This is a genomic window from Bosea sp. RAC05 (assembly GCF_001713455.1).
GTDB lineage: Bacteria > Pseudomonadota > Alphaproteobacteria > Rhizobiales > Beijerinckiaceae > Allobosea.
On record NZ_CP016464.1, the window covers coordinates 4035589 to 4049222 of the forward strand.

Consider the following 13634-nt stretch of genomic DNA (forward strand, 5'->3'; position numbering starts at 1 on the left):
CGGGTCTGCCGCTACCCCAGCGCCGCCATCGCCGCGATCGGCTTCACCGGGCTGCCCGCCAGCACGGCCTCGAGCCCCGCAGGATCGAGAACCCCGTCACGCATCGTCTCGTCGCGGTGGATGCCGCCGGCGATGAAGAGGCTGTCGAAACCCATCAGCCGGGCACCGGCGAGATCGGTACGCACCGCGTCGCCGATCACCAGCACCTTCGCCGGATCGACCGGATGGCCGCCGCGCGCCGAGCGGGCTGCCTCCAAAGCGAGGTCATAGGCCGGGCGATAGGGCTTGCCGGCATAGGCGACGCGGCCGCCGAGTTCCTCGTAGATCAGGGCGAGCGAACCGGCGCAGGGCAGCAGATCATGCCCGACATGGACGACGAGATCGGGGTTGCCGCAGATGAAGGGCAGCCCCCGCGCCGCAAAGCGCTCCAGCAGCGGGCGATACTGCTCCGGCTGCTCGGTGCGGTAATCGTTGAGCTCGGTGGCGACGACGAGATCGGCCTCGTCCTCGGAGACCAGCTCGACATCGGCCTGGTCGAAGACGGCCCGGTCGCTCTGCCAGCCGATATGGAAGATCTTGCGGTGGTGGCTCTCGGCGATCAGCGAGCGCGTGACGTCGCCCGAGGTGATCAGCCGGTCCCAGGCGCTGCGCGGCACGCGCTTCTTGTCGAGGAGGTCGGCGACCTGTTCGGACGGGCTCGGCGCGTTGGAGAGCAGCACCACCGCCCCGCCCTGCTCGCGGAAATGCGTTAGTGCCGCGCAGGCCGGCGGCAGCGCCCAGACGCCGTCATGCACCACACCCCAGACATCGCTGATCAGCACGTCGTAGCGGGCGAGCAGCGCGCCCGCCTCATCGAGAACCGGAACGGCCATCAGTTTGCTTTCTTCGCCTCGAGAGCCATCCGCGCCTCGACATCGGCGCGGCGCGGCAGGGGTGCCACCGCACTGAACCCCTGGGTGGACAGGGCCGCAGCGACATTGGCGTAGGCTCCGGCGGCAAAAGCGTCGCCGGTGCGGATGTATTCGGCGAGGAACGCGCCGTCATAGCAGTCGCCGGCGCCGGTGGCGTCGATCGCGTCCACCTTGATCGGCACCAGCCGCTCGCGCCGCTCCGGCGTCGCGACCAGCGAGCCCTCATGGCCGAGCGTCAGCGCCACGATCTTCGCGCCCAGCCGCAGATAGAAATCGGCGATGGCGTCGGCATCGCTCAGACCGGTGAGCTGCGTCGCGTCGTCATAGCCCGGCAGCACGATGTCGGCCATGCCGCAGGCGGCGTTGATGATCGCCTTCGCCCGCGTCAGCGGCCAGAGCTTGAGGCGCAGATTAGTGTCGTAGGCGGTGGTCACGCCAGCCTCGCGCGCGATCGCAAAGGCCTCGAACACCGCGTCACAGGCGGAGGCCGAGATCGCCTGGCTGATGCCCGACGCCTGCACGATCCGGGCGGAGGCGACGAGCTCCCGCGGCACGTCGCGCGGCCCCATCAGGCTCGCGGCAGAGCCGGCCCGCAGATAGGAGAAGACATGGCCCGATGGGCCGTGATCGACGAAATAAAGCCCGGTCGGCGCGCTTTGATGCGTCGTGACATGGGCATCGTCGACGCCTTCGCGGCGCCAGAGATCACGGATCGAGCGGCCCGCCATGTCGTCGCCGAGCGCACCGAGATAGGCCGTCTTCGCGCCCTGGCGCGCGGCGGCGATGGCGCAGTTCGAGGTGTCGCCGCCATGGCCGAACTGGAAGGCGCCGCTCTCGGCGCGGGTGGCGTTGAACTCGCCCAGCGGCTCGCCGATGCAGAGGAGATCGTAGCGGGTTTGGGTCACGGAGCGAAGACCATCTCGTTGGAAGCGGGGCGACCGAAGCGCAGGCGCGCCTTCCTAGAGCATCATCGCGACAGGGGGAACGGCGTTTGCAAGGGAAAGCGCGCTACTCGGCCGCTTCCTGCTGCGGCGGCAGGTTCATCAGCCGCTCGGCGACCGCCATGATCTCGCGCCGCAGCGCGGCATTGGCCTCCGGATCGGGCACCGGCGCGACGGCGCCCCGCTTGCGCGCCTCGGCCGCCTCGCGCTTCAGCCGCATGCGTTCGGCCCGCGACTGCTCGAGCGCGCCCTGCAGGGTCTGGAGTTCGGCATGAACCGTCTCGATCTGCTCGTCGCGGGCCCGCAGATCCGCACGCAGCGTCGCGATCTCCAGGGCCGCCGCTTCCGACTGCGCCTCCCCGGACGACCGGGCCTCGGCGAGCTCCAGCGCCAGCGCCTGCCTGGCCTCGCGCTCGCCGGCATGGGCTGCGACCTCCTGCGCTAGCAACGTCTCGATGCGCGCCGCCTCGACGCCAGCCGCCACGGAACGGGAGTCCGCCGCCGCTAGCCCCGCCTCCGCCTGCGCCGTCCGCGCCGCGAGCGCGTCGGCGCGCAGGCGTTCGCTGTCGCGATCCTCGGTCATCGCCGCGAGCGCGGCCTGACTTGCGGCATGGTCACGCTCCCTGGCGGCCAGCCGGTCCGCCAGATCGCTCGCCTTCGCCTCCAGCACCATGATCTTCGTCCGGTCCTCGACCTGCGCCACCCGGATCTGGTCGTAATCCTGCCGCAGCCGTGAAAGTTCGCCGTCCCGCTCGGCCAGCAGCGTCTGGGTGCGTCCCAGCGTCTCCCGCTCGCCGGCCAGCTCGGCCTCGCGCGCGGCGAGATCGGCGCTGGTCCCGGTCAGCGAACCGCGCGTGTCCGAGAGGTCCCGCTCGAGGCTCGCGAGGTCAGCGAGACGCTGTTCGAGCGTGGCCCGCGTCTCGGCAAGCGTCGCGCTTTCCGTCGCCAGGGCCGCCTGGGTCTGCGCCAGCAGGCCGCGCGTCTGGTCGAGATCGCCTTCGAGACCGGCAATGCGCCCGTCGCGAACGCTGACCACACTCTCGAGTTCGCCGATCCTCATGTCGCGCCGGCCGAGGTCCTGCATCGCGGCCGCCTTGGCGGCGAAGCTGCGCTCCACCTCCTGCTCGAGCGTGCGGGCGCGCACCGCCAGTTCGGCGCGCAGATGGTCCCGATCAGCCGCGATCTCGGCGAGAGAGAGTGGAAAGGCCGCCTCCGCCCGCTTGCGCGCCAACCGGTCGGCGCGTCGGTTGAGAGCCGGCACGATCGACAGCGCAAGCAGGCTGGCGCACAGAAAGCCGAGCGCAACGAGCATGACGGCTTCGATCAAGGCGAGCGGCTCCACATGCGGGACAATGTCAGATTACGGCAATGCGCCCGAAACGGGAAATCGGATTTCGTAACGGCAGCACGCGGCCACAATCAGAAGGGGTTCCAGGTCGCCTGCGGCGTGAACTTGAGATAGCCGAGATTGACGCCGAGCCGCCAGCCGACACCGGTCCGGATCGGCACCACGGTGACGCCCTCCGCCGCCAGCGCCGTGAAGCCGAAGCCTCCGATGAAATAGGCCGAGCCGTCGACGCCGACGAAGCGCTGATACAAAGCGTCCACCGTCGGCAGCCCATAGACCAGCATCATCGTGCGCGAGCCCTCGCCGCCGAAATCGAAGCCGACCGAGGGCCCCTGCCAGAACACCTTGCGGTCGCCGGCGTTGCGCGTGAACAGCGTGCCCTCGCCATAGCGAAGCCCTCCGACGAAGGCCCCGGCCGCCTCCTGGCCGAGCACATAGCCGTTGGGCTCGCCCCAGCGGCGCACCGCCTCCTCGACCGTCAGCGCCAGGCCGCGCGAGACATTGCCGAAGAACTGGTGGCCCGAGGTGACCAGCTCGTTCTGGGAGAAGGAGCGGCTCTGGCCGTAGGATTGCTGGGCGAGCGCGGGGCCGGCGAGCGGCGCGAGAGGTCCGGCCGCGAGGCCGGCCCCGGTCAGGGCGAGGCCCCCCTTGATCAGGCTGCGGCGGGTCGTGGTCATGGGATGCGATCTCCGGGTGGGGGCTTCGTCGCGCAGTCGGTGCACGGGGCCTTGGTCTCGGGTCTGCGGCCGGCCACGCGACCGGCAATGCGGGGAACGGGACTCACCGTGCCGGGCGCCGTCAACGGAAAAACAACCGTCGCGCACGATCCGGCGCAATGCGAACCAATTCGGTAACCAGTCTGATACCCCCTAAAGCGTATCCAACCCGTGAAGACGCCAGCCAGGGGGAACGTCCACCGGCAGCGACGGAGGTCAGGATTTGCCGGTGATGAAGGCTGGAACAAGGCGGGGCTGCGGCGCCCTGCCGCTGTGCATCGCCAATCGTGCGGGCGTGATCGTCCGCACGGCGGGGGTCCTCGCGCTGTTGGCGCTGGCGCCCCTGCCCCGGCAGGCCGAGGCCGCCGGGCTGCCCGAGGGCCTGCCGAAACTGCCGTCGTTGAATGAAATCGTCCAGCGCGACGTCCAGTCAGGCCTGGCCCTGAACGGCTATGACCCGGTCGCCTATCGGCTCGAAGGCCACGCCGTCGCCGGTGAACCCGCCTACGAGATCCTGCACCAGGGCGCCGTCTGGCGCTTCGTCTCCGCAGCCAACCGGGCGGCCTTCCGCGACGCGCCGGAGATCTACGCACCCGCCTTTGCCGGCTTCGACGCCTCGGCGGTGGCTCAGGGACGCGCGGTCGACAGCAACCCCCAGGAGTTCGCCATCATCGGGTCCCGCCTGTTCCTCTTCAGAACAGCCGAGAACCGCAAGCGCTTCATCGCCGACAGCAGCCTGCAGCGGCTGGCCGACGGGCAATGGGCGAGCGTCTCGGAGAGCCTGACCCGCTGATCCGGCGATCGGCTCCGCCAACAGCTCAGGGCGCGGCCGCGGCCAGCGCCCGACGCGCCAGCGCCTCGCTCGAAGCGGCCACGAAAGGCGGGTTGCGGTAGCCGCGCTCGACGCAGCCATAGCGCGGGGCCTCTCCGCCGAGCGTCAGCACGACGCCGCCCGCCGCACAGAGGATGCAGTCCCCGGCGGCAATGTCCCACTCCATGGTCTGGCCACCGCGGATGTGGAGGTCGGCCTCCCCCGACGCGATCAGTCCAAACTTCACCGCCGACGACATCGGCCGCGTGCTGGCGGACTGGAGCGCGTCGGAGACGCCTTCGCTCAGCGCATCGCCATGGAAGCGGCTGACCAGCGTGGTCGGGCCCGCATCCGGCAGGCGGCGCACGGCGATCCTGTGCGCCGCGCCCGATGTCGTGCCATCGGGCGCGATATCCTGAGCGAAGGCTTCGACACCGGCGAACCAGACCCGGCCGCTGGCCGGTGCGGCGATCGCACCCGCGATCGGTCGGTCGCCCCGGATGAGGGCGATCGCGACGCAGTAGCTGTCGCCACCGGCCAGAAACTCCCGCGTGCCGTCGAGCGGATCGAGCAGGATGAACAGCGCCGCCGGCGCCACCTCCGCCACGCTTTCCTCGCTGACGACCGGAATGCCCGGCAGCAGACGCGCCAGAGCGGTCTTGGCCGTGCGATCGGCCGCCATGTCGGCGGAACAGACCGGCGAGCCGTCCGCCTTGATCGTGACGTCTCGCGCCGCGCGCATCGCCAGCAGCACGGCGCCGCTCAGGCGAGCGGCTTCCGCGAGACGCCGGGCGAGATCGTTGCGGTCGGCGAGACGCGGCTCGGCCGCCGTCCCGTCATCCTCTGTCGCGGGCCGGGGGGTCGTCACGGCTGCGCGTCCTCCGCTGCACCCGGCCGGAAACCGGGACTTAACCACATCAAAACCAAGATACCACCATATCGAGGGTAACGGCGCTCCGTTCACCCCTCGCGCCACGCAGCCATGTTCCCAGGACAAGCCCCATGACCGCCATCTCGCTCGAGCCGCTCGACCTGGCCGCGCTTCTCTGCAGCCGCGTCTGCCACGACGTGATCAGCCCGGTCGGAGCCATTGTCAACGCACTGGAGGTTCTGGAGGAAGACGATCCCTCGATGCGCGATTTCGCGCTCGAACTGATCAAGAAGAGCGCCCGCAACGCTTCGGCGCGCCTGCAGTTCGCCCGGCTCGCCTTCGGTGCCGCCGGCTCGGCCGGGGCCATGATCGACCTCGGCGATGCCGGCAATGTCGCCAACGGCTTCCTCAACGACGAGAAGCTCTCGCTCGACTGGGAGGCCCCGCGTGCCCTTCTGCCGAAGAACCAGGTCAAGCTCCTGCTGAACCTGCTCGTGCTGGCGGCCCAGGCGGTTCCGCGCGGCGGCAAGCTGACCTCGCGCGCCACCGTCGAGGGCGAGCAGGGCAGCTTCGTCATCACGGCCGCCGGGTCGCATGCCCGCATCCCCGCCCATGTCGAGGAACTGATCGCCGGCCGCTCCGAGACGGGCACGATCGACGCCCATGCGGTCCAGCCGCTCTATACGGGGATGGTCGCGCGCGCCGCTGGCATGGCGATCACCTTCGCGATCGAGGGTGACACAGTCACGATCACCGCCCGCAAATCCGACTGAGGCCGGCCCAACAGATCGGCGCGTCTTTCGCGCCGATCTCAACTGATCATAAACCCTTCTGCTGCTTAGCTGTTGTCGTGTGTTGTCGCGTTGAGTGGTGGTCCCCTGCATGGACGACTTGCTGCAAGAGTTCCTGACCGAGACGGGCGAAAATCTCGACACCGTCGATCGGGAACTCGTGCGCTTCGAGCAGGAGCCCAATAACGGCGATATCCTGCGCAATATTTTTCGACTGGTTCACACCGTCAAAGGCACCTGCGGCTTCATCGGCCTGCCGCGGCTCGAGGCTCTGACCCACGCGGCCGAATCCCTGATCGGGCAGTTCCGCGACGGTGCCACGGTCAGTGCCATCGCAGTCACGGCCGTTCTGGAGACGATCGACCGGGTCAAGGACATTCTGACCGAACTGGCCGAAAAGGGCGAGGAACCCGCCGGCAACGACGAGAACCTGATCCGCGAGCTTGGCATCCTCGCCGACCACGCCCGGTCCGAACTGCTGCGGAAGGCCGCGGCGCAGCCTGGTGCGCCCGATCCCGTCACAGCCTATCTCGCGCGCCACTCCGCGCCGAGCGCCCTGCCTCAGACGGAGGAAGGGCTCGACCTCGTCTTCCGAAGCGCGCCGGGTCCGCAGCGCGGAGCCGATGGGCGTATCGAGCGGGCGGATGCGGCCGCCGTCCCCGACGAGGCCAGTACACGCGAGCCGCGTCCGACCGGACCGGCCACGCTGCGCGTCAATGTCGACACCATCGAGCACCTGATGACGATGGTGTCCGAGCTGGTCCTGACCCGCAACCAGTTGCTCGAAATCTCGCGCAAGCAGGACGACAACGGCCTGAAAGGCCCGCTCCAGCGCCTGTCGCTGATCACGGCGGAACTCCAGGACGGCGTCATGAAAACGCGCATGCAGCCGATCGGCAACGCCTGGTCGAAGCTGCCCCGGATCGTGCGCGATCTCGGTGCCGAACTCGGCAAGCGCATCGAGCTCATCACCGAGGGGGCCGACACCGAACTCGACCGCCAGATCCTCGACCTGATCAAGGATCCGCTGATCCACATGGTGCGCAACTGCGCCGACCATGCGATCGAGTCCCCCGCCGAGCGCCGCGCCGCGGGCAAGCCCGAGCAGGGGACGATCCGGCTCGCCGCCTATCACGAGGGCGGCTCTGTGACGATCGCGGTCGCCGACGACGGGCGCGGCCTCGACATCGAGCGAATCCGGCGCAGGGCGGCCAAGCAGGGGCTGGCGAGCGAAGCCGAGATCGAGCGTATGAGCGATGCGCAGGTCAGCCGCTTCATCTTCCATCCGGGCTTCTCGACCGCCGACAGCATCACCGCGATCTCGGGCCGCGGCGTCGGGATGGACGTGGTCAAGGTCAATGTGGACGCCGTGGGCGGCCTCATCGACCTCATCAGCAAGCCCGGCTTCGGCACGACGATCACGATCAAGATTCCGCTGACTCTGGCGATCGTCGCGGCGCTCATCGTGGTCGCCGGCGACCAGCGTTTCGCCATTCCCCAGATCGTCGTCCGCGAGCTCGTTCGCGTGAAATCCGGCGCCGATCACCGCATCGAGAACATCAACGGCGCACCGATCCTGCGACTGCGTGGGCGGCTGCTCCCCGTGATCGCGCTCTCGGCCCTGATGGGCACCGCCGAGCCCTCCTTCGAGGACGGCTTCATCGTCGTCACGCAGATCGGCGAACGCCAGTTCGGGATCCTGGTCGACGGCGTGTTCCATACCGAGGAAATCGTCGTCAAGCCGATGTCGAGCAAGCTGCGGCACATCCCGCTCTTCTCCGGCAACACCATCCTGGGCGACGGGGCCGTCGTGCTGATCGTCGATCCCAATGGCGTGGCGGGCCTCGTCGGCGGCACCGGCGCGGGCGAGGCCTTCAGCGTCGAAGCGCCGACCTCCGTCGCCACGGCCGTCGAGAGGACGACGATGCTCGTCTTCAGGACCGGCGCAGAAGGCGTCCGGGCGGTGCCGCTCTCGCTCGTGACCCGGCTCGAAGAGGTCGATGCCACGCTGTTCGAGCATGGCAGCGGCCGCACGCTGCTGCATTATCGCAACCGGCTGGTCCCGGTCGTGCCCGTCGGCGAGACACAACTGCGCGCGGAAGGCCTGCAACCGCTCGTCATCATCAGCGAGGGCGACATGACGGTGGCGCTCGCCGTCGACGCGATCGTCGACATCGTCGACGAGGTTGTCGATATCGAGATGGCGGCCGTGCAGGATCGGGGCATCGTCGGCTCGGCCATGATCCGCGGCCGCGCCACGGACATCATCGATCTCGCGCACTACCTGCCGATCAACGAGCATGGCTGGCGCAAGAGCGCGACCGTCCAGGGCGCCCCCTCCACCGCAGCGCAGGTCGTTCTCGTCGAACCCTCGAGCTTCCTGCGGGAGATGCTGACCCCGGTTCTCAAGGCCTCCGGCCACCGGGTCGCCTTCGCGGCCGATTTTGCAGCCGCCCACCAGATCATCGCCGCCGGGCCGGTCGCCACCCTCCTCGTCGACCTCGACGGCAACATCGATGCGGCCTTCGCCTTCGCCGAGGCCGTGCGCTCGGGCGAGCACGGGCATCGCCTGCGCCTCATCGGCATGACCACGCTGGTCACGCCCGATCTCCACATGCGCGCCGGCCAGGCCAGGCTCGACGAAGTCGTCGCCAAGTTCGACCGGCGCGCCCTGCTCGCCGAACTGGCGGAGCGGCGGCCCGGCATGAGGGAGGCGGCATGACCCTTCACCGTACCGACATGAGCGAAAACAGCGAACGTCGCATGGCCGCCGAACCCGCGGCCCCGGGCTTCGATTCGCTCGACTACGTCACCGTGATGATCGGCGACCAGATCCTCGGTCTGCCGATCGGTCGGGTGCACGACGTCTTCATCACCAACCGGATCACGCTGGTGCCGCGCGCGCCCTCCGAGATCATCGGTCTGCTCAATCTGCGCGGTCGCATCGTCACCGCGATCTGCCTGCGCCGGCGGCTGGGCCGCCCGGTCACCCCCAGGCAAGATCGAGAAGGCAAGACTGAGCTGGTGGCTGTCGGCATCGACCATGAGGGCGAGGCCTATGCCCTGATCGTCGATGCCGTGGGAGAGGTGATGCGCCTGGATCAGTCGACCTTCGAACCCGTGCCGGTCCATCTCGACCGGTCCTGGACGGCGTTGGCGACGGGCGTGCACCGCCTCGACGACCGCCTGCTCGTCGTTCTGGACGTCGACGCGCTCCTCGCAATCGAGCTGGATGCTGCGGCCTGAAGCGCCTCGGCACCAATCTGGAGACTGACCATGAAGTATTGTCTCGTCGTCGACGACTCCGCGGTGATCCGCAAGGTCGCGCGTCGCATCCTCGAAGGCCTGCAGTTCCGCATCGCTGAGGCCGAGGACGGCGCGCGCGCGATCGACGCCTGCAAGGGCGAGATGCCCGACGCGGTGCTGCTCGACTGGAACATGCCGATCATGGACGGCTACGACTTCCTGCGCACGCTGCGGCAGATGCCGGGCGGCCGGCGCCCGAAGGTCGTCTTCTGCACCACGGAAAACGACATCGCGCACATCGCCCGCGCCATGCATGCCGGCGCCGACGAGTACATCATGAAGCCCTTCGACAAGGAGATCGTCGCCTCCAAGTTCCATCAGGTCGGGCTGCTTTGATCCCGCGCACGCCAGCGCCGGACGAGAGAGGCCGGCCCCTGGCCGATGCCGCGGCCGGCGCTTGCCATATGCTCCGGGCGGGTCGCTGACGCATGAACAGATTGTCCCCCATCGGCACGGCGGGCGCCCCGAGGCACAAGACGGTGGTCATCGCCGATGACTCCGTGGTGGTCCGGGGCCTGTTTGCCCGCTGGCTCGGGGAAAGCGGCCAGTTTCACCTGGTGGCGGTCGCCGGCGACGGCGAGACGGCCGTGGCGCATGCGGGCCGCTTCAAGCCGGACGTGATGGTGCTCGACCTCGACATGCCCGGCGTCGACGGCGCCACTGCCCTGCCCCAGATCCTGCGCGAGAGCCCGCATACGGGCGTGCTGCTGGCGACGACGCTCAACGAGCGAAACACCCGCATCGCGCTCGAATGCATGACCAAGGGCGCGATGGATGTCGTCTCCAAGCCCGACAGCCGCAGCGGGCTGACTCTCTCGCTCGAATTCCGCAGCGAGTTCCTGCTCAAGCTGGGCAATGTCGCACAGGCACGGCCGAAGCCCGGCGCCCTGCCGGTCGACGTAGAGCTCGATTTCATCCCCGGCGGCAATTCCGGCCTGCGCCAGCTGGTCTCGGTCGTTCCGCGCTATCTCGTGATCGGGGCGTCGACCGGCGGCCCCCGGGCCGTGGCCAGGGTGCTGTTCGACATCGGCGACGCGCTCCACGACCTGACGACGGTCGTCGTCCAGCACATGCCACCGGTGTTCACCGCCTCCTTCGCCGAGCAGATCTCGAGCTATATCGGCATCCCCGCGCGCGAGCCCTTCGACGGCGAGCGACTGGTCCGGGGTACCATCTACATAGCGCCCGGAGGCCGGCATCTCGGCATCGACAGACGGCTCGGCCACATCACCGCCAGCATCAACGACGGCCCGCCCGTGCGCTTCTGCCGTCCGGCGGTCGACGTGCTGTTCAACGACGCCGCCCGGCACCTCGGCCCTGCGGCCCTGGGCCTCGTGCTCACCGGAATGGGCGCCGACGGCACCGAGGGCGCAGGCGCCCTGCGCCGCGCCGGCGCGGCCGTCATCGCCCAGGACGAGCAGAGCAGCACGATCTGGGGCATGCCGGGTTCGATCGTCAGGGCGCAGCACGCCAGCGCCGTCATCGGCCTCGACGACATCGGCGCGGCGATCCGCGGGCTGGTTCGCATGGGGCAGCCGTCATGACGGATGCCGATTTCAACTTCCTGCGGCTGCTGCTGCATCAGCGCTCGGGGCTCTCGCTCAGCCCGGAGAAGCGCTATCTGGCCGAGAGCCGCCTCGGCATTCTCTGCCGACGCCGCAACATCGCCGACATCGCGACCCTGATCCAGAAGCTGCGGCCCGGCAACGACGCGGCGCTCGAGCACGCGGTCATCGAGGCGATGACGACGAACGAGACGCTGTTCTTCCGCGACCACACGCCCTTCGACCTGTTCCGGGACGTCATCCTGCCCGAGCGCCTCGCCGCGAACGCCGCCACGCGCAGCCTGCGGATCTGGTGCGCGGCCGTCTCCACCGGCCAGGAAGCCTATTCCCTGGCGATGATCCTCGACGAGATGGGCCCGCGCCTGTCGGGCTGGAAGATCCAGATCGTCGGCACCGACATTTCCGGCGAGGTGCTCGAGCGCGCCCGCGCCGGCCTCTACAGCCAGTTCGAGATCCAGCGCGGCCTGCCGATCCAGATGCTGCTCAAGCATTTCAGCCAGGAGGGCGACCGCTGGCGGATCTCGGAGCGCCTGCGCGCGATGGTCGATCTCAGGCAGCACAACCTGCTCGAACCCAATGGCCATCTCGGCCAGTTCGACATCATCTTCTGCCGCAACGTCCTGATCTATTTCGACGTCCAGACCAAGGCGCGGGTCCTCGAGGCGCTCGCCCCTCGGCTGGCCCCGCAGGGCGCCATGTTCCTGGGGGCGGCCGAAACCGTGATCGGAATCTCGACGACGGTCCTGCCCGATCGGCAGCACCGCGGCGTCTATCGCGGCCAGAACTGCATTCATGCCCAGCCGGCCGGCCTCAGCCTGCCTCGGGAGCCCGTCCGCGCCATCGCGGGCGGCCGCTTCTAAAGACCCCGACCAGACATCGCGCCGTCTGGCCACCACAAACAAAAACCCCGCCTCGCGGCGGGGTCCCCGTCAACCTGTCGTTTACATCCGACGATCAGGCTGTCTTCTCGTCTACAGGCGAAACGTGACCGGCGTGTGACGCCTCCGCTCCGCCCGGAATTCAGGCCGGGATGCGGTCCTCGGCTTCGGACGGCTCGCGCAGCACATAGCCGCGGCCCCAGACCGTCTCGATGTAGTTCTTGCCGTCGGACGCATTGGCGAGCTTCTTGCGCAGCTTGCAGATGAACACGTCGATGATCTTGAGTTCGGGCTCGTCCATGCCGCCATAGAGATGATTGAGGAACATCTCCTTGGTGAGCGTCGTGCCCTTGCGGAGCGAGAGCAGCTCCAGCATCTGGTATTCCTTGCCCGTCAGGTGGACGCGGGCGGCATCGACCTCGACCGTCTTGGTGTCGAGGTTGACGACCAGGTCGCCGGTGGTGATGACCGACTGGGCGTGGCCCTTCGAACGGCGGACGATGGCGTGGATGCGGGCGACCAGCTCGTCCTTGTGAAAGGGCTTGGTCAGGTAGTCGTCGGCGCCGAAGCCCAGGCCCTTGACCTTGTCCTCGATGCCGGCGAGGCCCGACAGGATCAGGATCGGCGTCTTGACCTTCGCCACACGCAGGCTGCGCAGAACCTCGTAGCCGGACATGTCGGGCAGGTTGAGGTCGAGCAGGATGATGTCGTAATCGTAGAGCTTGCCGAGATCGACGCCCTCTTCGCCGAGATCCGTCGTATAGACGTTGAAGCTCTCGGATTTGAGCATCAGCTCGATCGACTGGGCGGTCGCGCTATCGTCCTCGATCAGCAGAACCCGCATGTCCACGTCCCCAATTTCGCCCGCAGGCAAGCCGTTCGTTCCGCCCGAACCCGCACGGCCCTGAGCGAGAAGGCGCTTGCCCGATGAAACGCCACGCGACACGCTACGGGCACAATGGTTAACAAACCGTGATTCCCGTGCGCAAGCGGTTCCTGGGTGAAGGGCGACGATCCTTGTCGGAGTGAGTCGAATTTGACACGGATCGTTTCGCTATTCGCCCGCGAAATGCGCTTTCGCGGAGACGGCCTCGTGGAACCGGGACAAAATGCCCCTGCACCGCGACGCAGCCTCGAAACACAGTGTTAATCACTCGGCTTAATGAAGGGTAAACGGAGCCGCTCGCTTGCCGCGTTTCGCCCGGGCGGCCTCAGGAGGAGCGGTCCTGCAGGTAGAGGCCCGTCAGATGGCCCGAGCCGAGCGCCAGCAGATTCCCGGCGAAGATGAAGAAGCTGAAGATGTCGACGTCGCTGAAGATCACCCAGCTCAAAAACAGCAGCAGGATCGCCAGGATCAGCATGATCGCGCGATACACGCCATCATACATGAGCCCGGCGCCCACTCCCAGGGTGAACAGCGCCAGTGCGAGGATCATCGAACGGTCCCGTGTCAGACCGCTCGGGCCTAGGCGCCCGGCCCTTTCCGCCCTGTTCTC

General features: G+C 68.4%; 14 protein-coding genes. 7 read left to right on the forward strand and 7 right to left on the reverse strand.

Features of this window, described 5'->3' with window-relative positions; all coding sequences use genetic code 11:
* Positions 1-11: 11 nt before the first annotated feature.
* The 4 genes from BSY19_RS22625 to BSY19_RS22640 all read right to left on the reverse strand — a co-directional run bounded on the left by BSY19_RS22625 (position 12) and on the right by BSY19_RS22640 (position 3877).
* Entirely contained in the window at positions 12-872 is an 861-nt protein-coding gene (locus BSY19_RS22625; protein WP_069056127.1) for a TIGR01459 family HAD-type hydrolase, read from the reverse strand.
* The gene (locus BSY19_RS22630; protein WP_069056128.1) at positions 872-1816 is read right to left on the reverse strand and encodes a sugar kinase; all 945 of its coding nucleotides are present in this window, start codon (positions 1814-1816) and stop codon (positions 872-874) included. Before BSY19_RS22630 ends, BSY19_RS22625 begins: the two co-directional genes overlap by 1 nt.
* Positions 1817-1919: 103 nt before the next feature.
* Positions 1920-3179, reverse strand: coding sequence for a coiled-coil domain-containing protein (locus BSY19_RS22635; RefSeq protein WP_150129701.1), 1260 nt, complete (start codon positions 3177-3179; stop codon positions 1920-1922).
* A gap of 92 nt (positions 3180-3271) precedes the next feature.
* Positions 3272-3877, reverse strand: a complete 606-nt coding sequence (locus BSY19_RS22640; protein ID WP_069056130.1) for a DUF1134 domain-containing protein — start codon at positions 3875-3877, stop codon at positions 3272-3274.
* Positions 3878-4148: 271 nt separating this feature from the next.
* Between BSY19_RS22640 and BSY19_RS22645 the strand changes: the two genes are divergently transcribed.
* On the forward strand, positions 4149-4709 hold the full coding sequence (locus BSY19_RS22645) for a YHS domain-containing (seleno)protein (protein ID WP_083247781.1): 561 nt from the start codon (positions 4149-4151) through the stop codon (positions 4707-4709).
* A 25-nt stretch (positions 4710-4734) separates the two neighbouring features.
* Here BSY19_RS22645 and BSY19_RS22650 read toward each other — a convergent pair whose 3' ends face one another.
* Positions 4735-5595, reverse strand: a complete 861-nt coding sequence (locus BSY19_RS22650) for a 3'(2'),5'-bisphosphate nucleotidase CysQ family protein (RefSeq protein ID WP_069056131.1) — start codon at positions 5593-5595, stop codon at positions 4735-4737.
* Between the two features lie 134 nt (positions 5596-5729).
* Between BSY19_RS22650 and chpT the strand changes: the two genes are divergently transcribed.
* The 6 genes from chpT (at position 5730) to BSY19_RS22680 (ending at position 12120) form a co-directional block, all read left to right on the forward strand.
* Positions 5730-6371, forward strand: a complete 642-nt coding sequence (gene chpT / locus BSY19_RS22655) for a histidine phosphotransferase ChpT (protein WP_069056132.1) — start codon at positions 5730-5732, stop codon at positions 6369-6371.
* A gap of 109 nt (positions 6372-6480) precedes the next feature.
* The gene (locus tag BSY19_RS22660) at positions 6481-9111 is read left to right on the forward strand and encodes a hybrid sensor histidine kinase/response regulator (protein ID WP_069056133.1); all 2631 of its coding nucleotides are present in this window, start codon (positions 6481-6483) and stop codon (positions 9109-9111) included.
* Complete coding sequence (locus BSY19_RS22665; RefSeq protein WP_083247782.1) at positions 9108-9635, forward strand: chemotaxis protein CheW; 528 nt, start codon at positions 9108-9110, stop codon at positions 9633-9635. The genes BSY19_RS22660 and BSY19_RS22665 overlap by 4 nt, the downstream gene beginning before the upstream one ends.
* Before the next feature lie 30 nt (positions 9636-9665).
* Positions 9666-10031, forward strand: coding sequence for a response regulator (locus tag BSY19_RS22670; protein WP_066613758.1), 366 nt, complete (start codon positions 9666-9668; stop codon positions 10029-10031).
* A 92-nt stretch (positions 10032-10123) separates the two neighbouring features.
* Positions 10124-11239, forward strand: coding sequence for a chemotaxis-specific protein-glutamate methyltransferase CheB (cheB, locus tag BSY19_RS22675; protein ID WP_069056134.1), 1116 nt, complete (start codon positions 10124-10126; stop codon positions 11237-11239).
* Positions 11236-12120, forward strand: a complete 885-nt coding sequence (locus tag BSY19_RS22680) for a CheR family methyltransferase (RefSeq protein WP_069056135.1) — start codon at positions 11236-11238, stop codon at positions 12118-12120. Before cheB ends, BSY19_RS22680 begins: the two co-directional genes overlap by 4 nt.
* Positions 12121-12280: 160 nt before the next feature.
* Here the strand turns inward: BSY19_RS22680 and ctrA are convergent, their stop codons facing one another.
* Positions 12281-12982, reverse strand: a complete 702-nt coding sequence (ctrA, locus tag BSY19_RS22685) for a response regulator transcription factor CtrA (protein ID WP_069056136.1) — start codon at positions 12980-12982, stop codon at positions 12281-12283.
* Between the two features lie 367 nt (positions 12983-13349).
* A complete protein-coding gene (locus BSY19_RS22690) occupies positions 13350-13574 on the reverse strand; it encodes a hypothetical protein (protein WP_069056137.1) in 225 nt (74 codons plus the stop codon).
* Between the last annotated feature and the right edge of the window lie 60 nt (positions 13575-13634).